The sequence below is a fragment of the Streptomyces coeruleorubidus genome, assembly GCF_008705135.1.
In the GTDB taxonomy this organism is placed as follows: Bacteria; Actinomycetota; Actinomycetes; order Streptomycetales; family Streptomycetaceae; genus Streptomyces; species Streptomyces coeruleofuscus.
This window is the reverse complement of the sequence record NZ_CP023694.1, coordinates 4,622,938-4,642,879: the sequence shown is the minus strand read 5'-3', so window position 1 is coordinate 4,642,879 and position 19,942 is coordinate 4,622,938. Positions and strand designations below refer to the sequence as shown.

The following is a 19,942-nucleotide window of genomic DNA, read 5'->3' as shown; positions in this document are numbered from 1 at the left end:
CGATCGCCCGGTCCTAGTGACATACCACGCGGTATGTGCGCAGAATCAGCGCAACCTTGACCACCGCGCAGGCAATGTCGCCCCGGGAGGACGCCGTGCTGAGCACCATGCAGGACGTACCGCTGCTGATCTCGAGAATCCTGACCCACGGGTCGACGATCCACGGGACATCACAGGTGACCACCTGGACCGGTGAGGACGAGCCGCACCGCCGCTCCTTCGCCGAGATCGGCACCCGCGCGGCCCAGCTCGCACACGCCCTGCGCGAGGACCTCGGCGTCGCAGGCGACGACCGGGTCGCCACCCTGATGTGGAACAACGCGGAGCACGTGGAGGCCTACTTCGCGATCCCCTCCATGGGCGCGGTCCTCCACACGCTGAACCTCCGGCTCCCGCCCGAGCAGCTGGCCTGGATCGTCAACCACGCGGCCGACCGCGTGATCATCGCCAACGGCTCGCTGCTCCCCCTGCTCGCCCCGCTGCTCCCGCACCTGAAGACGGTCGAGCACGTGGTCGTCTCCGGCCCCGGGGACCGCTCCCTGCTCGCGGACACGACCGCGCGGGTCCACGAGTACGAGGACCTGATCGCCGGGAAGCCCACCTCGTACGACTGGCCCGAGCTGGACGAACGCCAGGCCGCCTCCATGTGCTACACCTCCGGCACCACCGGCGACCCCAAGGGCGTGGTCTACAGCCACCGCTCCATCTATCTGCACTCCATGCAGGTCAACATGGCCCAGTCGATGGGCCTGACCGACGAGGACACCTCGCTGGTCGTGGTGCCGCAGTTCCATGTGAACGCCTGGGGTCTGCCGCACGCGACCTTCATGACCGGCGTGAACATGCTGATGCCGGACCGCTTCCTCCAGCCGGCCCCGCTCGCCGCGATGATCGAGAGCGAGAGGCCGACCCACGCCGCCGCCGTCCCGACCATCTGGCAGGGCCTGCTCGGCGAGCTGACCGCGCACCCGCGCGACGTCTCCTCCCTCACCCAGGTCACCATCGGCGGCTCTGCCTGTCCGCCGTCGCTGATGGAGGCCTTCGACAAGCTGGGCATGCGGGTCTGCCACGCCTGGGGCATGACGGAGACGTCCCCGCTCGGTACGATCGCCCGTCCCCCGGCCGGTGTGGCCGGCCCGGAGGAGGAGTTCGCCTACCGCCTCACCCAGGGCCGTTTCCCGGCCGGTGTCGAGGCCCGGCTGACCGGCCCGGGCGGCGAACGCCTCCCCTGGGACGGCGAGTCGGCCGGTGAGCTGGAGGTGCGCGGCCCGTGGATCGCCGGCGCCTACTACAACGGCCCGGGTGCCGACCCGCTCCGCCCCGCCGACAAGTTCAGCGAGGACGGCTGGCTCAAGACGGGCGACGTGGGGACGATCTCCGCCGACGGCTACCTCACCCTCACCGACCGGGCCAAGGACGTCATCAAGTCCGGCGGCGAGTGGATCTCGTCGGTGGAGCTGGAGAACGCCCTCATGTCCCACCCCGAGGTCGCCGAGGCGGCCGTCGTCGCCGTCCCCGACGAGAAGTGGGGCGAGCGCCCCCTGGCCACGGTCGTCCTCAAGGAGGGCTCCACCGCCACCTTCGAGACCCTGCGCGCCTTCCTCGCCGACGAGGGCAACATCGCCAAGTGGCAGCTCCCGGAGCGCTGGACGGTCATCCCGGCGGTGCCGAAGACGAGCGTCGGCAAGTTCGACAAGAAGGTGCTGCGCAGGCAGTACGCGGAGGGGGAGCTGGACGTCACGCGGCTCTGAAGCCCCGGGCACGCCTGGTCTGACCGCCGTCATCGCCGTACGGCGGTCAGCCCCCACCCCAGCACCAGCCACACGCCCGCCACTACGCACACCCCGCCCCAGCCGAAGTGGCTGAAGGCGAACCCGGCGAGGGCCGAGGCTCCGGCACCGCCCGCGAAACCGGCGACCACATAGGCGGTGTTGGCGGTGGCCGGGGTGGACGTGGCGGTCAGGGCGAGGGTCTGGTTGGCGACATGGGACGCCACCAGCGCCGCGTGGATCAGCACCGCCGCGGCGAAGAGCGCGCCGAGCGTGTGCCCGCCCAGCCAGAACAGCGGTACGGACACGGCGGCGAGCAGATACGCGGACCGCACCACACGCGCCGCGCCGAACCGGTCCACGAGCCCGCCGGCCAGCGGTGCCACCGCGGTCGCCGTCAGTCCGAAGAGCCCGAAGAGCCCGGCCGTCGCGGTGGACAGCCCGTACGCCGGCCCGGTCAGCAGCAGGGCGAGCGAGGTCCACAGCGCGCTCCACGCCCCGAACATCCCGGCCTGCCGCAGGCAGGCGCGCCACAGGTCGGGCGAGTGGCGCAGCACCGAGGGCAGTGCGGCGAGCCCGGCGAACAGCGGGCCCTCCCGCCGCCGCTGCGACGGCAGGACGAGGGTGGTCGCGAGCCCCAGGACGAGGGTGAGTACGGCAGCGCCCGCGAACACCCACCGCCACCCGAAGGCCTGTCCGGCCAGTCCGCCCAGCACCCGGGCCGCGACGATGCCGGTGAACAGGCCCGCGATGACGGCCGCGACATGACGGGCACGCCGCTCGGCCGGGGCGCGTTCGGCGACCAGCGGGACGAGGAGCTGCGGGATGACGGTCGCGGCCGAGGCGACGAACACGGCGACCGCGAGTGCGGTGACACCCGGGGCGGCCGCGCTGGCGGCCAGCGCGACGGTCGTGACGAGCGTGAGCCCGCCGACCAGCCGGCGCCGGTTCGCGCTGTCGCCGAGCGGGGCGAAGAACAGCAGGCCGACCGCGTAGCCGAGCTGCGCGACCGAGGCGATCCAGGCGACGGCCGAGGGCGCCGAGCCGAAGTCGCGCGCCATGAGCGAGAGCAGCGGCGCGGCGAGGTAGATGTTGGCGGCGGTGACCGCGCTGCACACGGCGATCAGAGTGAGGAAGAGACCGGTGGCGGGCGTACGCGCCTCCGGCACGGGGGCTGTGCCGGCCGGCCGGGACGTGGTCGTGGCTGTGGTCGCTGACGGCATGGGAGGGGGACTCCTTGGAGTCGACTCTAACAACTAACTGGTTGGTTGGATGACGAGGCAACAGTGTGGGCCGCCCTGTGATTCCCTGTCAACCAAACAGTTGGTTACTTGGCGCGCTACCCTCTCCCCCATGGGAGCAGCAAGGGACCCCGAGGCCACCAAGGCCCGGATCTTCGAGGCGGCGGTCGCCGAGTTCGCCCGGCACGGCATCGCCGGCGCCCGCATCGACCGCATCGCCGCCGAGGCCAAGGCCAACAAGCAGTTGATCTACGCCTACTTCGGCAACAAGGCGGAGCTGTTCGCGATCGTCCTCGAGAGGAAGATGCTCCACCTCGCCGAGGCCGTCCCCATCGACCCGGACGACATCGAGGGCTGGATCGACCGCCTGATGGACTACCACGCCGCCCACCCGGAGCTGCTGCGCCTGCTCTTCTGGGAGGGCCTGGAGTACGGCAGCGCCGAACTGCCCCACGAGTCCGACCGCCAGGAGCACTACGCCCGCAAGGTCGCCGCCCTCCGGGACGGCCAGGACCGGGGCGTCGTCACCGACGCCATCCCCGCGGCCGACCTGCTGTTCCTGCTGACGGCCCTGGCCAACTGGACCGCGGTCGTGCCGCAGATGCGGCGCATCCTGGTCGGCGGCGAGGATCCCGACCGGGACCGCCTGCGCACCTCGGTCAAGGAGGCGGCCCGCCGCCTCACGGCCCGATAGCGGGCTCGGACGGGCCTGGGCGGTCCCGGACCGGCCCTGAACGGTCCTAGTTGGTCCCGATCCGGGACAGCAGGTCGACGATCCGGGTCTGCACCTCGCCGCTGGTGGACCGCTCGGCGAGGAACAGCACGGTTTCTCCGGAGGCCAGCCGCGGCAGGTCGGCCTGGTCGACGGCGGCCGTGTAGACGACGAGCGGGGTGCGGTTGAGCTGCCCGTTCGCACGCAGCCAGTCCACGATCCCGGCCTGCCGCCGGTGCACCTGCATCAGGTCCATCACGACCAGGTTCGGCCGGAACTGCCCCGCCAGTGTCACCGCGTCGGCGTCACTCGCCGCCCGCGCGACCTGCATCCCGCGCCGCTCCAGCGTCGCCGTCAGCGCCAGCGCGATCTCCGCGTGCTCCTCGATCAGCAGCACGCGCGGCGGGTGCTGCTCACTGTCGCGCGGCGCCAGCGCCTTCAGCAGGACGGCGGGATCGGCACCGTACGCCGCGTCCCGCGAGGCCTGCCCGAGTCCGGCCGTGACCAGCACCGGCACCTCGGCGGCGACGGCGGCCTGCCGCAGCGACTGCAACGCCGTACGCGTGATCGGCCCGGTCAGCGGATCGACGAACAGCGCGGCGGGGAAGGCCGCGATCTGCGCGTCGACCTCCTCGCGCGAGTTCACGATCACGGGCCGGTAGCCGCGGTCGCTCAGCGCCTGCGAGGTGCTGACGTCCGGCGCGGGCCACACCAGCAGCCGCCGCGGATTGTCCAGCGGCTCCGGCGGCAACTCGTCGTCCATCGGCTGCGGCAGCGGCGGATCGGCCACCTCGACGGCACCGCCGGGCCCGTCCAGCGGCTCCGGCCCCTCGGCGGCGTTCTCGTCCGGCGCGCCTATGGCGTACGACCGTCCACCGCCCTCGGTCATCTGCGCGAGCCGCGACTGACCGGCGAGGGACGGCTGCGCCGGGACGGGCGCGGGGACCGGGGCGGTGCCCTGCGCGGGCGTCGGCTCGGCCGCCGGATGTGGGCGCGCGGCCTGCTCCGGGCGGGGCGCCGGTTCCTGGCGGGAGGTCTGCTCGCTGCGTCCGGCCTGCTCCGTCCGCGCGGCCGGGTCGGGCGGCGTGCCGAGCTTGCGGCGCCTGCCCGAACCGCCCGACTGGTGCGGGGGCGGCGTCGCCGACTGCTGGGACACGGGCGCACCCGGCGCCTGCGGCACGGAAGCGGCCGAGGGACGCGCGACGGGCACGCCCGACGGCTGCTGCACGTGGGCCGCCTGCCGGTTGAACGGCACGCCCTGGCCCAGCGTCCGCACGCTGATCGCCCGCCCCTGCGTCGAGTTCGGGTCGACGGGCGCGGCCGCCTCCGCGGGCAGGGGCTGAGCCGCCCGCTGCGCCTGCGCCGCGCCCTCCGGGGGCAACGGGGTGCCAGCGGGCGGGGTGTGGGGCTGCGGGGTAGGGGCCGGCGTCTGGATCTGGGCCGCAGGGGTGCCGTTCGGGGGTGCGGGATGGTGGGCGGTGCCGTTGGGCGGTACCGACTGTGCCGCCCCGTTCGGGGGCATGGCGAAACCGGTCCCCGTGCTGTCGTCGGCGGCGGGCCAGGGCTGTGGCTGTGGCTGGGGGACCGGGGTGCCTTGGGCCGGGGAAGGGGACTGGGCTCCGGTGGTGGCGGTGCCCGGAGCAGGGGTCCCCTGGGCCGGGGTGCCTTGCCCGGGGGCGGCCTCGGCGGGGAGCGGCTGACCGGCGGAGGGCTGCTGCTCCGGCGCGGCGACGCCCTGCTGTGGCAGGGGCTGCGCGCCGTGTGGCTGGTTCAGGGAGGCAGGCTGGAGCGCCTGACCCGGCAGGGCCGCCTGCACGCTGTGCCCGAGACCGCCCGGGGCGGGGACGGACACGCCCTGCGGGGGTACGGCGACACCTTGCGGGGGTACGGCGACGCCCTGCGGGGGCGCGGCGACGCCCTGGGGCGGGACTGCGGTGCCCTGCGGCTGGGGGACGGTGCCCTGCGGGCTGTTCCCCTGGGGCTGAACGGCGCTGCCCTGCGGGTGAGCGGCGTTCCCCTGCGCCGGAACCGCCACACCCTGCGGCGGTACGGCCGTACCGGGGGCGACCTGCCCGGCGGCGACCCCGGCCTGGACGGGCACACCCTGACCCGGGGCGCCCTGCCCCGGAACGGCCTGGCCCACCGCAACCTGACCGGTGACGTCCTGCTGTGAGGGGACACCCTGCACAGGCGCCGTGCCCGGCGCCTGAACTCCGCTCCCCTCGGCCGGCTGAGCCGCCACGGCCCGCCGCCGACGCCCGGTCGGCGCACTCGTGGGATGCGGCTGGGGCGGGGTGTGATCGGCGGACTGATCGTGCGGGACGGCGTCATGCCGCCCCTCCTCGGCAGCCACGTCACCGACGGCAGCCGAACCGGGAACCGCCACGGCGCCCTGTCCCTGCCCCGGCACCTGTCCCTGACCGGGCACACCACCCGGCGCTACCTGCTGCCCCTGGTCGGCAGGGCCGACCGGTCCGGTCGGTCCGGTCGGTCCGGCCGGGAGCTGATCCGCCTCGGCCGGCGGCAGTGCGAACACGGGACGCGGCCCGGCCGCCGCTGCCTCCTGCGCGGCCGCCCGCTCGGCGGCGGCAGCCAGGGCCCGCCGCCGACGCCCGGTCGGCTGCGAAGCCTGGGCCTGCCCCTGGGCCGCGTCGCCGGAACCCGCGGCGGCCTCGCCGGACGGCGCGGGCAGTGCCGGCGGCAGCGCGTGCTGCTCGCCGGGCTCACGCCGGGCCCGCCCCCCGACGGGCGCGGGCACACCCTGCGGCGGAACGGTCCCGCCCAGCCCCGTGCCCGAGGCGGCGGTTCCCGCCGCATGCTCGGCGGCCGTGACGACGGCCCCCTCGGCGACACCCTGGACGGCACCTCCGACGGGCAGGGCCGGAGCCGCACCGGCCTGCTCGGCCGCACGCCGCCGCCGCCCGGTACCGCCCGACACGGCCGCGTCCTCACCGGAGGCCTGCGCGGCGGGCAGGGCAGCCGGTTCCCCGGCGGCCCGCCTCCTGCGCCGCCCGGTGGGCGCGGCCCCCTCGGCGCCGGCCCCACCGGCCCCATCACCCTCAGCAGGCACATCAGCGTCCAGGAAGGCATCGGTGTTGGCCCGCCGCGCCCGCCGCCGCCCTCCACCGGAGGTCTGCCCACCGGAGGTCTGCTCCCCGGAGGCAGCGGACATCCCCTCGTCGACCGCCTGGGAGCCCTGGGCTGCGGCATCCGCCGCATCCGCGGCAACCGCCCCGGCGCCGCCCCCGATCGGCACTTCGAGGACGTAGGCGCTACCGCTCATCCCCGGCACTTCATGCGTCTGGAGCACGCCACCGTGAGCCCGGACGATCCCCCGGACGATGGGCTCGTGCACGGTGTTGCCGCCGGCGTACGGCCCGCGCACCTCGATGCGTACGCCCTCGCCCCTCTGCGCCGCCGCGACCACGACGGTGTTGTCCATGTAGCCGCCCGCCGACACGGGCGTGTTGCCGGTCGCGTCGACCCCCGCCACGTCCGCGACCAGATGCGCGAGGGCGGTCGCGAGCAGCCGGGGATCGACCTCGGCCTCGATGGGCGGCGCGTGCACGGCGAACTGCACCCGCCCGGGCCCGATGAGCTCGACGGCCCCGTCGACACCGGCGGCGACGACGGCGTCCAGCATCACCTTCGTACGGGAGATGCCCTCGCTGCCCGCGTCGAGCCGCTGGTAGCCGAGGACGTTGTCGATGAGCGTCGTGATGCGCGAATACCCGGCGGACAGGTGGTGCAGCACCTGGTTGGCCTCGGGCCACAGCTGCCCGGCGTCGTCCGCGGCCAGCGCGGCCAGCTCACGCCGCAGCTCCTCCAGCGGCCCGCGCAGGGACTGCCCGAGCAGGGTCAGCAACTGCTCGTGCCGCGCGGCGAGCGCCTCGTACCGGTCCTTCTCCCGCTCCCCGAGCGCGGCGTACCGATCCTCGTTCGCGCCGAGTTCCTCGGCGTGCCGCTCGCGCAGCTCCTCCAGCTCGGTGACGTGCTGCTGGCGCAGCGCGGTCAGCTCGGAGGCGTGCTCCTCGGCGATCCGCTCCAGCTCTTCCTCGTGGCGCTTCTGAGCCGCTTCCTTCTCCTCGACGACGGCGTCGTACGGCCGCCGGTCGGTGAAGGTCATCACGGCGCCGACGAGCTGGTCGCCGTCGCGCACGGGCGCGGTCGTCAGATCGACCGGCACCTTGCCGCCGTCCTTGGCGTACAGCACCTGCCCGCGCACCCGGTGCTTGCGCCCGGAGCGCAGGGTGTCGGCGAGCGGCGAATCCTCGTACGGGAAGGGCGACCCGTCGGCGCGCGAGTGCAGCACGAGATCGTGCAGTGCGCGCCCGCCGAGATCGCTGGCCCGGAAACCCAGTATCTGAGCGGCGGCCGGATTGACCAGCACGACCCGACCGTCGGTGTCGGTCCCGACGACGCCCTCGGCCGCGGCCCGCAGGATCATCTCGGTCTGCCGCTGCGACCGCGCGAGCTCGGCCTCGGTGTCGACGGTCCCGGTCAGGTCCCTCACGACGAGCATGAGCAGCTCGTCCCCGCTGTACCCGTACCCGTCGTAGGCCTGCTGCCCGTTCTCCAGATTCGCACTGGTGACCTCGACGGGGAACTCGGTCCCGTCCGTCCTGCGCGCGATCATCCGGGTCGGCTTGGTCCGGGCATGCGGATCGAGGTGCTCGGGCCGTCGCATGGACCCGGGGATGAGCTTGGAGTCGAACTGCGGCAGCAGATCGAGCAGCCCGCGTCCCACCAGAGCGGTTCCCGGCGTCTCGAAGGCCTCCAGGGCGATGGTGTTGGCGTTGACGACGGTCCCATTGGCGTTGACCAGCACCAACGCGTCGGGAAGAGCGTCCAGTATGGCTGCGAGGCGAGCAGCGCCTCGGGATGGCCTGCTGCTCACGAGACGCTTCCTCCCTGTTACCGCACCTTGCCGACCGCTCGGGCCATCTTGCCAACCGTCCCGCAGCGTGTCACGCGAGGGAGTCTAAGGGCTGCGGTTGCGCTCGCGACGCCGGATGAGAGCGAGGTCGCACGAGGAAGTGACCCCGAACTGACGACCGAGTAACCGTCAAACGCCCGCCCTCCTGCAACGACGTCGCGGGACCTTCGCGGGACCTTTACGAGGACAGTGTTTCTGTACCGTTTCGCCCGGGTGGCCGGATGGAGGCGTGCGTGGCCGGATAGGGACGCCGAATGCCGGCACGCGCTTCCCCCGGATCCTTTCTTTCAGGGGCGCTGCGGGGCCCTCATGTCCGGCAGCAGCGGCACGAGCCGGTCCCAGCGGGCGATCCCGCAGCCGTCGCGGCGGTCGTACGTGGCGTCGACGGGCCGTCCGGCCCAGGTCCCGGTGACGTGCGCAGTGGCCGGCCCGCCGTACTGCATGGTGCAGAAGCCGCCTTCCGGGGCGGGTGCGAAGACGTCCTTCCCCCACCGCGTGTCCCGTTGCAGGGCGGCACAGGCTCCGCGCGGGTCGGGATGGCTGCCGCCGTCGGGCCCGCAGTACAGCTCATACGTCCCGTCGGCTTCACCGCCCGCGTTGCGCACCGTGACGGTGAGATGGTCCCGGTCCGTGCCCTGGCGGCCATCAAGCCCGGCCGGGGACGGGCCGGCCTGGGCGTACGCGGCTGAGGACACCGCGGCCAGCGCCCCGAAGGCGGCGACGGAGGCGGCGGCCCCGACGACGAGCCGCCGCAGCCCGGGACGAGCGATGGCCCGGGAGGTCCCGGACGCCCGGGAGGCCTGGGAGGTCCGGGAGGCGTGGGAGATCCGGGAGGTCCCGGACGCGTTTCCGGGGTCACCCCGGCGAATGGCATGCGACATCGACATGACCTGACTAACGCGGCGCGGCCCCGTACGTTGCGCGCCGGTCCGATGCGCCGCACGACTCCACCGCACTCCTCGCCACCTCGCACCCCGAAAAGCCGCTGCCCGACACCCCTCGCTACCGCCGCACCGGCCGGACAAGGCCTTTGCCCTGCGCCCTTCCCGCCTAGTACCGTGGGGGTCGATTGGTGACAGCACGCTCGACTGTGTCATCATCGGCACGCACCGACTCGCGCTCGCGCGGGAGGATGTGCGTGGAGGCGTCGCCTAGTCCGGTCTATGGCGCCGCACTGCTAATGCGGTTTGGGTCTTAAAGCCCATCGAGGGTTCAAATCCCTCCGCCTCCGCACCTGATCACGAAGCCCCGGTCACCCGACCGGGGCTTCGGCGTCTCCGCCCCCGTCACTCAATGCGCCCCTGGGGTCGTTTCCGCAGGTCACAAGGGGTATGGCAAACGGATTTCACATGGCGGCGGCGGTCATGTAATGTTCTTCCTGTCGCCGCGAGCGAGCCGGAAGGCCCGAGAGCGGCGAAAAAACAGAACAAGCACTCGTAGCTTAACGGATAGAGCATCTGACTACGGATCAGAAGGTTGCAGGTTCGAATCCTGCCGAGTGCACAGCAGACCAGAGGCCCCGGATCACTCCGGGGCCTCTGGCGTTTGCCCGACTCGATGGGCGCACACCGTCCCCGGCCGTTCGGGGGATGCGCGGGTCACGCCGGCGCCTTTCCCGCCCGGCGGGGGCATCCCTTGAGGGAACGAAAGGGAGACACGATGCCGCTCTACCTGTCGAGGTTCAGCTACACCCCGGAGACCTGGGCGAGGCTGATCGGCCGTCCGGAGAACCGCGCACAGGCCGCTCAGTCGTACATCGAGTCCGTCGGCGGGAAGCTCCACGGCTTCTGGTACGCCTTCGGCACGCACGACGGCTACAGCCTGTGGGAGGCCCCGGACAACGTGTCCATGGCCGCGGTCGCGATGGCGATCAGTGGAGGCGGCGCGCTGAGTTCACTCGAGACGACGGTGCTCCTGACCGTCGACGAAACCATCGAGGCCCTGCGCACAGCCGAGCAAGTCCATTACCGGGCTCCTGGGGCGTAGCGGTCCGGATCAGGTACAGCGAGAAGTTCCTTGCCCATGCCGAGCTGGATCGACTCCGTGACATCGGCCAGCCGGGACACCGGTCCGCCACGGTCGTCAGTGATCAGGTAGCAGCGCTTGCCGTTACCGCCGGCTCAAGGGAGCAGACCGAGCCCCCGAATCCGCACCGCGCCGGCCGGTCGAAACCCGGGTGCGGCCTGTCGGTGCGGTGATGTGTGATCGGGGCATGGCGATTGTGTTGGGCGAGCCGGGAGTTGACGGCCTGCGCGAGGCCGTGGGTGTGCTGCGGGAGTGGCAGTACGAGGGGGCGCCGATGCAACTGCATCCGGGGGACCTGGGCTGGTTCTGGCGGTTAGGTGCGGGGGCGACCGCCGAGGCGGTCAGGACGTGGAGCCGGGGCGGGCGGATTCTCGCCGTCGGGCTGCTGGACGGGCCTGGGTTGTTGCGGCTGACGATCGCGCCGGACGCTCACCGGGACGGGGAGCTGGCGCGGCAGTTGGCTGACGACGTGACCGACCCGGAGCGCGGCGTCCTGCCCGAGGGGAAGGTGAACATCGAGGCGCCGATGGGTGCGCTGCTCCAGGAGCTGCTGGCCGGGGAGGGTTGGAGCACGGACGAGCCCTGGACGCCGCTACGCCGTGACCTCACGGAGCCGGTGCGGGACTCAGGCGTGCGGATCGTGGCGGTCGGGCCGGAGCAGGCGCACGAGTTCGTGGCCGTCCATCGGGCAGCGTGGGACGGGTCCAGGTTCACGGACGAGCGCTGGCACGCGATGGCGGCCGGACTGCCGTACGCCGACGCCCGGTGTCTGGTCGCGTACGACGGCCGGGGCAACGCGGTGGCGGCGGTGACGGTGTGGTCCGCCGGTCCGGGTAAACCCGGGTTGCTCGAGCCGATGGGCGTGCACCGGGAACATCGCGGTCGTGGCTACGGCAGGGCGATCAGCGCCGGCGCGGCGGTCGCACTCCGGGAGCTGGGCTCGTCGAGCGCGATCGTCTGCACTCCGAGCTCCAATGCCGGCGCCGTCGCCACCTACAAGTCAGCCGGCTTCCGGCAACTCCCCGAGGTCCGGGACCAATACCGGGACGCCTAGCGCTGCTACGGCTCTGAACCGCTTGCGCTTGCGGGTTGCCCGATCGACGGTGTCCCCAGGCCCACGCTGTCGAGGACCAGGGCACCATTCAGGCCGCCGCTCCGGGTCGGCCGGGCCGGTGCTGCTGAGGGGCAGCTTTCAGTCAGTGCGGCAATGCTCCTCCAAGTAGTCCGCCGCCAATGCGCTCGCGCGGGTGAACCAGTCGTTCAGGACCGCGATCTCGTCGGGGGAGTAGTTCGCGAAGAGTTCCGTCAGGCGGGCGTAGTACGGCTCGTAGACCTCTCGGACGCGGGCGACCGCGGCCGGCTGGGCGGCTACGCGGATGCGGCGGCGGTCGGTCGGGTCGGGGCGGCGGGTGATGTAGCCGGCGCGTTCCAGGCGGTTGAGGATGCCGGTGACCGCGCCCGTGGTGACGTGGACGCGGGCTGCCAGGTCGCCGGCCGTGGGCAGGTTCTCGCCGGCCTCGATGACGTAGGCGAAGCAGGTGAGGTCCGTCACACTCAGGCCCACCTGTTGGGCGATCTCGTGCTGTCCGACCAGGTGGGTCGCGATGAGGTGGTCCATCGCCGACAGTGCCTGCTCCGGCGTGGCGGCCGGACGCGGCTTGCCTTGCATTCCCAGATCCCTTAGTTCGTGAGATGTTTGGGTTCTAAACGCTTAGTTGGTGAGGGGTTCGGGGTGGGTTCCCCGGAGCCTTCGTGTGTAAGGGGGCACGCAGCGCATGAGCGCACATCAGTATGACCACGGGCACACCGCCGCCGGGTGGGTCGGAACCGGGATCGCGAGTGTCGGGGCCGCCGTGGCGGGGGTGGGGGTGTGTTTCGTTTCGGGTGTGCTGATCGCCGGTGGGCTCGGGATCGGTGTGGTCGCGCTGCTCGTCACCTGGGCGCTGCATCTGGCCGGCTGGGGGAAGGGACCGGGGATCCGGCCGCGGGAGGAGTGGGGGTGGCGGGTGCGGGACTCGGGGGCGCGGGCCGGGCATGACGAGTGCCTCGGGTGCCGGCTGGCCGGGCGGCGGCGGACGGCGGCCGATTCGGGCCGTACCGCGGAGGTGGCCGTGGGTGTTCCCGTGCGCGGTGATGTGAGCTTGGGCGGGGAGCCCGAGGCTGCCGCCGTGGGGGCCGATTCCGGGCGCTGACTCCCGCGGGCGTCGTTGTCAGTCGGCGTCGTGGTCAGCCGGCGCCGTTGTCAGTGGTGCCCTCTAGTCTCGGCAGAGATGGCACAGGCATGGAAGTGCTCGGGGCTGCGGTGGTCGGCGGACGGTCCCGTGCTGGCGTGGGACGGTGGGCGGCGCAGTGCGCTGACCTGGGGGAAACGGGTGGCCTTCGGGGTCGCGGAAGGGGGCGTGCGGACATGTGTGGGGGCTCGGGGGCATGCGTGTCCGACGGGGGCGGCCGTGTCGGGGCGGAGCACGGGGGCCCGGTGCGAGGAGTGTGCGCGGCTGGACCGGGCGCACTCCGTGGCCGCGGACACGATCGCGGACGATCCGCGGCCGTACCACGTGTATCTGGCGTGGTTCGGGCCCGGCATGGTCAAGGTCGGGATCACGGCGGAGGAGCGGGGCTCCGCGCGGCTGCTCGAGCAGGGTGCCGTGTGCTTCAGCTGGCTCGGAGTCGGGCCGCTCATGGCCGCGCGGCGTACGGAGGAGCTGTTGCGGGCCGCGCTGGGGGTGCCCGACCGGATTCCATACGCCGAGAAGCGGACCGTGCGGGCCGTGTTGCCGGAGGCGGCGGCTGACCGGGCCGTCGACGTCGCCGAGTTGCATGCGCGAGCCCTGGCGCTCCCCGCGTGGCCGGAGTCGCTCGTGCGGGAGCCTCTGCGAGTTGTCGATCACGCGGAGGTGTTCGGGCTCGCCGGGTTGCCCGTCGCCGTCGGGGAGGTGGGCGAGCTCGTCGCCGGTGGGGTAGTGAGCGGGGAACTCGTGGCCGCTGCCGGGCCCGATCTGCATCTGGCGACCGGGGGTGGGGTCGTCGTGCTGGACACGCGACTGATGAGCGGGTGGGGGCTGGTGCCGGCCGGAGGTGCGGAACTGACTGTTCCGGTGAGGGAGTTCAAGGAGGAGGTCGGTGTGCAGGACGGGTTGTTCTGACCCGCCTGCTGAATGAACCCCTCCTGATGAAACCCCGCTCGCCGATGAAACCCCGCTCGCTTGCGTTCCCAGGAGTTTCCTGAGAAGCGCCTGTGTGTTTCTCAGGGAAATCACAGGCTCTCGAAAGGGCGCTCTCAGAGCACCCCGACACCGTGTGCACCATGACCACGACCTCGCCCCAGGGGCGCACCGAACTGCTGAGGCCGGACGGGAGCCCCGTCCGAGTGCTTGTGGTGGACGACGAGATGTCGATCACCGAGCTGCTGTCCATGGCGCTGCGCTACGAGGGATGGCAGATCCGGAGTGCCGGTGACGGCACGGGCGCCATCCAGACCGCGCGCGACTTCCGGCCCGACGCCGTCGTGCTCGACATGATGCTGCCCGACATGGACGGGCTGGCCGTGCTCGGGCGGCTGCGCCGTGAACTGCCCGACGTGCCGGTCCTCTTCCTCACCGCCAAGGACGCCGTCGAGGACCGGATCGCCGGGCTGACGGCCGGCGGTGACGACTACGTCACCAAGCCGTTCAGCCTCGAAGAGGTCGTCGCGCGGCTGCGCGGGCTGATACGGCGGTCCGGTGCCGCCGACCGGCGCTCCGACTCCACGCTGGTCGTCGGCGACCTCACCCTCGACGAGGACAGTCACGAGGTCACCCGGGCCGGTGAGAACATCCACCTGACCGCGACCGAGTTCGAGCTGCTGCGGTTCCTGATGCGCAATCCGCGGCGCGTGCTCAGCAAGGCGCAGATCCTCGACCGCGTGTGGTCCTACGACTTCGGCGGGCAGGCCAACGTCGTCGAGCTGTACATCTCGTATCTGCGGCGGAAGATCGACGCGGGGCGCGAGCCGATGATCCACACCCGGCGTGGTGCCGGCTACCTGATCAAGCCCGCGACCGCATGAGCGGGCGGCGACGGCCGAGTACGCAGCAGAGGGCGGGCAAGCTGTCGCGAGCGGGCAAGCCGCGCACGCTGCGGACGCGGCTCGTCGTCGCGTCCGTGGTGCTGATCGCCGTGGTGTGTGCGGTGATCGGGACGGTGACGGCGCTTGCCCTCAGGTCGCATCTGTACGAGCAGTTGGACGGGCAGCTCGGCGGGGCCGCGGCCAGGGCCGCCCAGAGCCCGCCCAGGGACTTCGGCGAGGATCTGAACGGCGGTTCCGACGCGCCCGCGCAGAAGAAGGAGAGCCTCACCGAGTTCGTCACCCGGGGACCGCAGCCGGGCGGCACGGTCGCCGCCAAGATCGAGGGCGGCCGGATCACGGAGTCCAAGTACGGCGTGTCCGTGGACAACTACCCGATGAGCGCGCGGTCGCTGAACTCCGCCCAGACCGCCGCGCTCGCCTCCGTGCCGCAGACCGACGGACCGCCGAGGACCGTCGACATCCCCGGCCTCGGCGAGTACCGGGTCGAGTACAAGTCAGGCGACAAGGGCAGCTACTACGTCGCCATCCCCACCACGGACGTCACCAACACCATCAACACCCTCATCCTGGTCGAGATCAGTGTCACCGCGGCAGGACTGGCCGCCGCCGGTCTGGCCGGTCACGTACTCGTCGGCGTAGCCACCCGCCCCCTCCGCCGCGTCGCCGCCACCGCCACCCGGGTCTCCGAACTCCCGCTGCACACCGGCGAGGTGAATCTCAGCGAGCGGGTGCCCGACTCCGAGACCGACCCGCACACCGAGGTCGGCCAGGTCGGTGCCGCGCTCAACCGGATGCTCGACCACGTCCACGGCGCGCTGCACGCACGGCAGCAGAGCGAGACGCGGGTCAGGCAGTTCGTCGCCGACGCCAGTCACGAGCTGCGCACCCCGCTCGCCTCCATCCGCGGATACGCCGAGCTGACCCGGCGCGGCAGAGAGGACGTCGGGCCCGACACCCGGCACGCCCTCGGGCGGATCGAGTCCGAGGCCGGGCGCATGACCCTGCTCGTCGAGGATCTGCTGCTGCTCGCCCGGCTGGACGCCGGGCGGCCGTTGCAGTTCGAGCAGACCGACCTCGTACCGCTCGTCGTGGACACCGTCAGCGACGCGCGTGCGGCCGGCCAGGACCACAACTGGCGGCTCGACCTGCCCGACGAGCCCGCGCTCGTGTCGGCGGACGCGGCCCGGCTCCAGCAGGTCCTCGTCAATCTGCTCGGCAACGCCCGCACCCACACCCCGCCCGGTACGACCGTCACCGCCCGTGTCCAGCGGCGCGGCCCCTGGCTGTGCGTGGACGTCGAGGACAACGGGCAGGGCGTACCCGCCGAGTTGCTCCCGCACGTCTTCGAACGGTTCGCCCGTGGCGACTCCGCGCGGACCCGCGCCACCGGCTCGACCGGTCTCGGCCTCGCCATCGTGCAGGCCGTGGCGACCGCGCACGGCGGCGCCGTGACCGTCGACAGCGGGCCCGGGCGGACCGTGTTCACCGTGCACCTGCCCGCGCTGCCGGCCCGGCCGCAGCCGGAAACGAGCCGGCGACAGCACTCACAGGCACGCCACAGCGTCACCACATGGGCACAACAGGGCGCCTGACGAAAGTCGGTTCCATGCGAACCGATTCTTCTCCCGGCACCCTGCCGGCGCGGGAGCACCTCCCGGCCGCACCAGCCGGTACGCCTGTCCTGGACGTAGTGATCCCCGTCTACAACGAGGAGAAGGACCTCCAGCCGTGCGTCCGCAGACTGCACGAGCACCTCGCCGGCACGTTCCCGTACGCCTTCCGCATCACGATCGCGGACAACGCCTCCACGGACACCACCCCGCAGGTGGCGGCACGGCTGGCGGCGGAGCTCCCCGGGGTCACCACCTTCCGCCTGGAGCAGAAGGGCCGCGGCCGGGCCCTGCGGGCCGTCTGGTCGGCCTCGGACGCCCCGGTCCTCGCCTACATGGACGTGGACCTGTCCACCGACCTCAACGCCCTGCTCCCGCTGGTGGCGCCGCTGATCTCCGGCCACTCCGACCTCGCGATCGGCTCCCGGCTGGCCCGCAGCTCGCGCGTGGTGCGCGGCCCCAAGCGGGAATTCATCAGCCGGGTCTACAACCTCATCCTGCGCGGCTCGCTCCAGGCCCGCTTCTCGGACGCCCAGTGCGGGTTCAAGGCGATCCGCCGTGACGTGGCGCAGGTGCTGCTGCCCCTGATCGAGGACACCGGCTGGTTCTTCGACACCGAGATGCTGGTGCTTGCCGAGCGCGCGGGGCTGCGGATCCACGAGGTGCCGGTCGACTGGGTCGACGACCCCGACTCGACCGTGCACATCGTCAGGACCGCGACCGACGACCTCAGGGGCGTGTGGCGGATCGGAAGGGCCCTGGCCACCGGTTCGCTGCCGCTGGACCGGCTCACCCGGCCGTTCGGCGACGACCCGCGCGACCGTGAGATCAAGGACGTACCGCGGGGCCTGGCCCGCCAGTTGGTCGGCTTCTGCGTCGTCGGCGGCCTGTCCACCCTCTTCTACCTGCTCCTCTACAGCGGCTTCCGCGTCTTCACCGGCTCCCAGGCCGCCAACGCCCTCGCCCTGCTGGTCTCGGCGATCGCCAACACCGCCGCGAACCGGCGGCTCACCTTCGGGGTGCGCGGGCGCGGCGGGGCCGTACGGCACCAGGCACAGGGCCTGGTCGTCTTCGGCATCGGGCTCTCCCTGACCAGCGGCTCGCTCGCCGCGCTGGGCGCGGCCACGTCCGAGCCCGCGCACTCCACCGAGCTGGCGGTCCTCATCGCCGCCAACCTCGCGGCGACCGTGCTGCGTTTCCTGCTCTTCCGGGCGTGGGTGTTCCCGGACCGACACGACAGCGGGACGACGGTGGTCGCCTCCCACCACACCGACCAGTTCCGCGCCGGTGAAGCCGCGGACGGCCCCTGGAGGGACGCCACCGTGCAGCTGCTGCCGGTGCGCCCCCACGACACCGATGCGAGGGACTTGCGATGACCGTCCACTACGACCAGCAGATCGCCGACAGAGACCCCAGTTCCGGGCCCCGGACCCCTCGTCCCCCTGCCTCCGCACCGGCCCCCGACGCCGGTGAACCGAAGCGGCCCTTGCCGCAACGGCTGTGGCGCGGCCGGCCCGAGGACCCCCGCTGGGCCCGCCCGGCCTTCCTCGGCCTGCTGCTGGCGACCGCGGTGCTCTACCTCTGCAACCTGAGTGCCTCGGGCTACGCCAACTCCTTCTACTCGGCGGCCGTCCAGGCGGGCAGTCAGTCCTGGAAGGCCTTGTTCTTCGGTTCGCTGGACGCCGCCAACGCCATCACCGTCGACAAGCCCCCGGCCGCGCTGTGGCCGATGGCCCTGTCCGTGCGGCTGTTCGGCCTCAGCTCCTGGGCGATCCTCGTCCCCGAGGTCCTCATGGGCGTCGGCACGGTGGGCGTCGTGTACGCGGCCGTACGCCGCCGGTTCAGCCCGGCGGCCGGTCTGATCGCGGGCGCGGTGCTCGCGCTCACCCCCGTCGCCGCGCTGATGTTCCGCTTCAACAACCCCGACGCGATGCTGGCCCTGCTGATGGCCGTGGCCTGCTACTTCGTCATCCGGGCCTTGGCGGACGGCCGTACGAAGTGGCTGGTGTGGGCCGGGGTGGCCATCGGCTTCGCCTTCCTCGCCAAGACCCTCCAGGCCTTCCTGATCCTGCCGCCGCTGACCCTCGTCTACACGGTGTGCGCACCGGTCTCGGTGAAGAAGCGCTTCGGGCAGCTGGCCCTGGCCACGGTCGCGCTGGTCGCGTCCGGCGGCTGGTGGGTCGCGGTCGTCGAGCTGTGGCCCGCGTCCTCCCGCCCGTACATCGGCGGCTCGCAGAACAACAGCTTCCTGGAACTGACCTTCGGCTACAACGGCCTGGGCCGCCTCAACGGCGACGAGACCGGCAGCGTCGGAGGCGGCGGCGGCAACGGCGGTGGAGCCTGGGGCGAGACCGGCTGGGATCGCCTGTTCAGCTCCAGCATCGGCGGCCAGATCTCCTGGCTGATCCCGGCCGCGCTGATCCTGCTGGTGGCGGGCCTGGTGGCCACGCGCAAGGCACGCCGTACGTCGGTGACGCGCGGTTCGTTCCTCGTCTGGGGCGGCGCGCTGATCACGACCATGCTGGTCTTCAGCTACATGCAGGGCATCTTCCACGAGTACTACACGGTGGCGCTCGCCCCCTACATCGCGCCGCTGATCGGCATGGGTTCGGCGCTGCTCTGGGACAAGCGCGACAAGGCGTGGGCGTCACTGACCCTGGCGGCCGCGATGACGGTCACCGCGGCCTGGGGCTACGTCCTGCTCAACCGATCCTCCGACTACCTGCCGTGGCTGAAGTGGTTCGTCCTGGTCGGCGGCCTGACGGCGGCCCTCGGCCTGATCTTCGCCGGCCGGCTGGGACGCCGGCTGGCCCTGGGAGCGGCGGGACTGGGCCTGGTCACCGCACTGGCGGGTCCGGCTGCTTACACGCTCACGACGGTGAACGAGGGGCACACGGGCTCGATCGTCACCGCGGGACCGGCGGTCGCGGGCGGTCGCGGTGGGCCGGGTGGCGGTGGCGGCCCCGGCGGTGGCGGCTTCCCGGGCGGTGGCCCGAACCAACAGGGCCGACAGGGCCAACAGGGACAGGGACAACTGCCCGGCAACGGCTTCCCCGGTGGGGGTTTCCCGGGTGGCGGCCAGAACCAGCAAGGCCAGAACCAGCAGAACGGCGATGGCGGCCGCATGCGCGGCGGTGGCGGCATGGGCGGTCTGCTCAACGGCGCCAGCGTCGGCTCCGAGGCCAAGAAGCTGCTGGAGACCGACGCCGGCCGGTACACCTGGGCCGCGGCGGCCATCGGCGCCCAGAACGCCGCGAGTTACCAGCTGTCCACCGGCGAGCCGGTGATGGCCATCGGCGGCTTCAACGGCACGGACCCGTCCCCGACGCTCGCGCAGTTCAAGACGTACGTGGAGGAAGGAAAGATCCACTACTTCATCGCCTCCGGCGCGGGCGGCGGCATGCGCGGCGGCAGCGACGGCTCGTCGTCGCAGATCACCTCGTGGGTCGAGGCCAACTTCAAGAAGGTCACGGCCGGTTCGGCCACCTTCTACGACCTCACACAGAAGGCGAGCGACTGACAGTCCCCTGACCGGGAGAAGGGCGGTGGCCGAGAGTCACCGCCCTTCTCGGTGGCGCGATTA

Annotated in this window: 14 protein-coding genes and 2 tRNA genes; 12 read left to right on the top strand and 4 right to left on the bottom strand. The window is 72.4% G+C overall.

Features of this window, described 5'->3' with window-relative positions:
- Positions 1-74: 74 nt before the first annotated feature.
- Positions 75-1,751: a long-chain fatty acid--CoA ligase gene (locus CP976_RS21475; protein ID WP_150485437.1), complete on the top strand. Its 1,677-nt coding sequence runs from the start codon at positions 75-77 to the stop codon at positions 1,749-1,751.
- Positions 1,752-1,780: 29 nt separating this feature from the next.
- Here CP976_RS21475 and CP976_RS21470 read toward each other — a convergent pair whose 3' ends face one another.
- Positions 1,781-2,992, bottom strand: coding sequence for an MFS transporter (locus tag CP976_RS21470; RefSeq protein WP_150481835.1), 1,212 nt, complete (start codon positions 2,990-2,992; stop codon positions 1,781-1,783).
- 130 nt (positions 2,993-3,122) lie between these two features.
- On the opposite strand from CP976_RS21470, the gene CP976_RS21465 reads away from it, so the two are divergent.
- Complete coding sequence (locus CP976_RS21465) at positions 3,123-3,704, top strand: TetR/AcrR family transcriptional regulator (RefSeq protein ID WP_086851755.1); 582 nt, start codon at positions 3,123-3,125, stop codon at positions 3,702-3,704.
- A 46-nt stretch (positions 3,705-3,750) separates the two neighbouring features.
- Here the strand turns inward: CP976_RS21465 and CP976_RS21460 are convergent, their stop codons facing one another.
- The gene (locus CP976_RS21460) at positions 3,751-8,619 is read right to left on the bottom strand and encodes a hybrid sensor histidine kinase/response regulator (protein WP_229875482.1); all 4,869 of its coding nucleotides are present in this window, start codon (positions 8,617-8,619) and stop codon (positions 3,751-3,753) included.
- 326 nt (positions 8,620-8,945) lie between these two features.
- Positions 8,946-9,539, bottom strand: a complete 594-nt coding sequence (locus tag CP976_RS21455) for an SSI family serine proteinase inhibitor (RefSeq protein WP_167537382.1) — start codon at positions 9,537-9,539, stop codon at positions 8,946-8,948.
- Between the two features lie 259 nt (positions 9,540-9,798).
- Between CP976_RS21455 and CP976_RS21450 the strand changes: the two genes are divergently transcribed.
- The 4 genes from CP976_RS21450 to CP976_RS21435 all read left to right on the top strand — a co-directional run bounded on the left by CP976_RS21450 (position 9,799) and on the right by CP976_RS21435 (position 11,737).
- Positions 9,799-9,889, top strand: a tRNA-Ser gene (locus tag CP976_RS21450).
- 199 nt (positions 9,890-10,088) lie between these two features.
- Positions 10,089-10,161 (top strand) — tRNA-Arg (locus CP976_RS21445).
- A gap of 156 nt (positions 10,162-10,317) precedes the next feature.
- Positions 10,318-10,644: a GYD domain-containing protein gene (locus CP976_RS21440; RefSeq protein ID WP_150481833.1), complete on the top strand. Its 327-nt coding sequence runs from the start codon at positions 10,318-10,320 to the stop codon at positions 10,642-10,644.
- A gap of 226 nt (positions 10,645-10,870) precedes the next feature.
- Complete coding sequence (locus CP976_RS21435) at positions 10,871-11,737, top strand: GNAT family N-acetyltransferase (protein ID WP_150481832.1); 867 nt, start codon at positions 10,871-10,873, stop codon at positions 11,735-11,737.
- 138 nt (positions 11,738-11,875) lie between these two features.
- On the opposite strand, the gene CP976_RS21430 is transcribed toward CP976_RS21435, so the two are convergent.
- Positions 11,876-12,352 carry a MarR family winged helix-turn-helix transcriptional regulator gene (locus tag CP976_RS21430; RefSeq protein ID WP_150481831.1) on the bottom strand — a complete coding sequence of 159 codons (477 nt, stop codon included), beginning with the start codon at positions 12,350-12,352 and terminating at the stop codon, positions 11,876-11,878.
- A gap of 106 nt (positions 12,353-12,458) precedes the next feature.
- On the opposite strand from CP976_RS21430, the gene CP976_RS21425 reads away from it, so the two are divergent.
- The 6 genes from CP976_RS21425 (at position 12,459) to CP976_RS21400 (ending at position 19,879) form a co-directional block, all read left to right on the top strand.
- Positions 12,459-12,875, top strand: coding sequence for an HGxxPAAW family protein (locus tag CP976_RS21425; protein WP_150481830.1), 417 nt, complete (start codon positions 12,459-12,461; stop codon positions 12,873-12,875).
- Between the two features lie 78 nt (positions 12,876-12,953).
- Positions 12,954-13,826 carry a DUF2797 domain-containing protein gene (locus CP976_RS21420; protein WP_150481829.1) on the top strand — a complete coding sequence of 291 codons (873 nt, stop codon included), beginning with the start codon at positions 12,954-12,956 and terminating at the stop codon, positions 13,824-13,826.
- A gap of 161 nt (positions 13,827-13,987) precedes the next feature.
- A complete protein-coding gene (locus CP976_RS21415; RefSeq protein ID WP_167537381.1) occupies positions 13,988-14,728 on the top strand; it encodes a response regulator transcription factor in 741 nt (246 codons plus the stop codon).
- Positions 14,725-16,341 (top strand): sensor histidine kinase, encoded by a 1,617-nt coding sequence (locus tag CP976_RS21410; RefSeq protein WP_150481827.1) that lies wholly within the window; start codon positions 14,725-14,727, stop codon positions 16,339-16,341. The genes CP976_RS21415 and CP976_RS21410 overlap by 4 nt, the downstream gene beginning before the upstream one ends.
- A 14-nt stretch (positions 16,342-16,355) precedes the next feature.
- Positions 16,356-17,735, top strand: coding sequence for a bifunctional glycosyltransferase family 2/GtrA family protein (locus CP976_RS21405; protein ID WP_150481826.1), 1,380 nt, complete (start codon positions 16,356-16,358; stop codon positions 17,733-17,735).
- Positions 17,732-19,879: an ArnT family glycosyltransferase gene (locus CP976_RS21400; protein ID WP_150481825.1), complete on the top strand. Its 2,148-nt coding sequence runs from the start codon at positions 17,732-17,734 to the stop codon at positions 19,877-19,879. The genes CP976_RS21405 and CP976_RS21400 overlap by 4 nt, the downstream gene beginning before the upstream one ends.
- Positions 19,880-19,942: the final 63 nt, after the last annotated feature.

Bases quoted from the DNA above. Each gene is read 5' to 3' on its own strand.
- CP976_RS21430 (WP_150481831.1), bottom strand. From the start codon at position 12,352: ATGCAAGGCAAGCCGCGTCCGGCCGCCACGCCGGAGCAGGCACTGTCG.
- CP976_RS21410 (WP_150481827.1), top strand. From the start codon at position 14,725: ATGAGCGGGCGGCGACGGCCGAGTACGCAGCAGAGGGCGGGCAAGCTG.
- CP976_RS21400 (WP_150481825.1), top strand. From the start codon at position 17,732: ATGACCGTCCACTACGACCAGCAGATCGCCGACAGAGACCCCAGTTCC.
- CP976_RS21470 (WP_150481835.1), bottom strand. From the start codon at position 2,992: ATGCCGTCAGCGACCACAGCCACGACCACGTCCCGGCCGGCCGGCACA.
- CP976_RS21455 (WP_167537382.1), bottom strand. From the start codon at position 9,539: ATGTCGCATGCCATTCGCCGGGGTGACCCCGGAAACGCGTCCGGGACC.
- CP976_RS21420 (WP_150481829.1), top strand. From the start codon at position 12,954: ATGGCACAGGCATGGAAGTGCTCGGGGCTGCGGTGGTCGGCGGACGGT.
- CP976_RS21465 (WP_086851755.1), top strand. From the start codon at position 3,123: ATGGGAGCAGCAAGGGACCCCGAGGCCACCAAGGCCCGGATCTTCGAG.
- CP976_RS21475 (WP_150485437.1), top strand. From the start codon at position 75: ATGTCGCCCCGGGAGGACGCCGTGCTGAGCACCATGCAGGACGTACCG.
- CP976_RS21425 (WP_150481830.1), top strand. From the start codon at position 12,459: ATGAGCGCACATCAGTATGACCACGGGCACACCGCCGCCGGGTGGGTC.
- CP976_RS21405 (WP_150481826.1), top strand. From the start codon at position 16,356: ATGCGAACCGATTCTTCTCCCGGCACCCTGCCGGCGCGGGAGCACCTC.
- CP976_RS21440 (WP_150481833.1), top strand. From the start codon at position 10,318: ATGCCGCTCTACCTGTCGAGGTTCAGCTACACCCCGGAGACCTGGGCG.
- CP976_RS21415 (WP_167537381.1), top strand. From the start codon at position 13,988: ATGACCACGACCTCGCCCCAGGGGCGCACCGAACTGCTGAGGCCGGAC.
- CP976_RS21435 (WP_150481832.1), top strand. From the start codon at position 10,871: ATGGCGATTGTGTTGGGCGAGCCGGGAGTTGACGGCCTGCGCGAGGCC.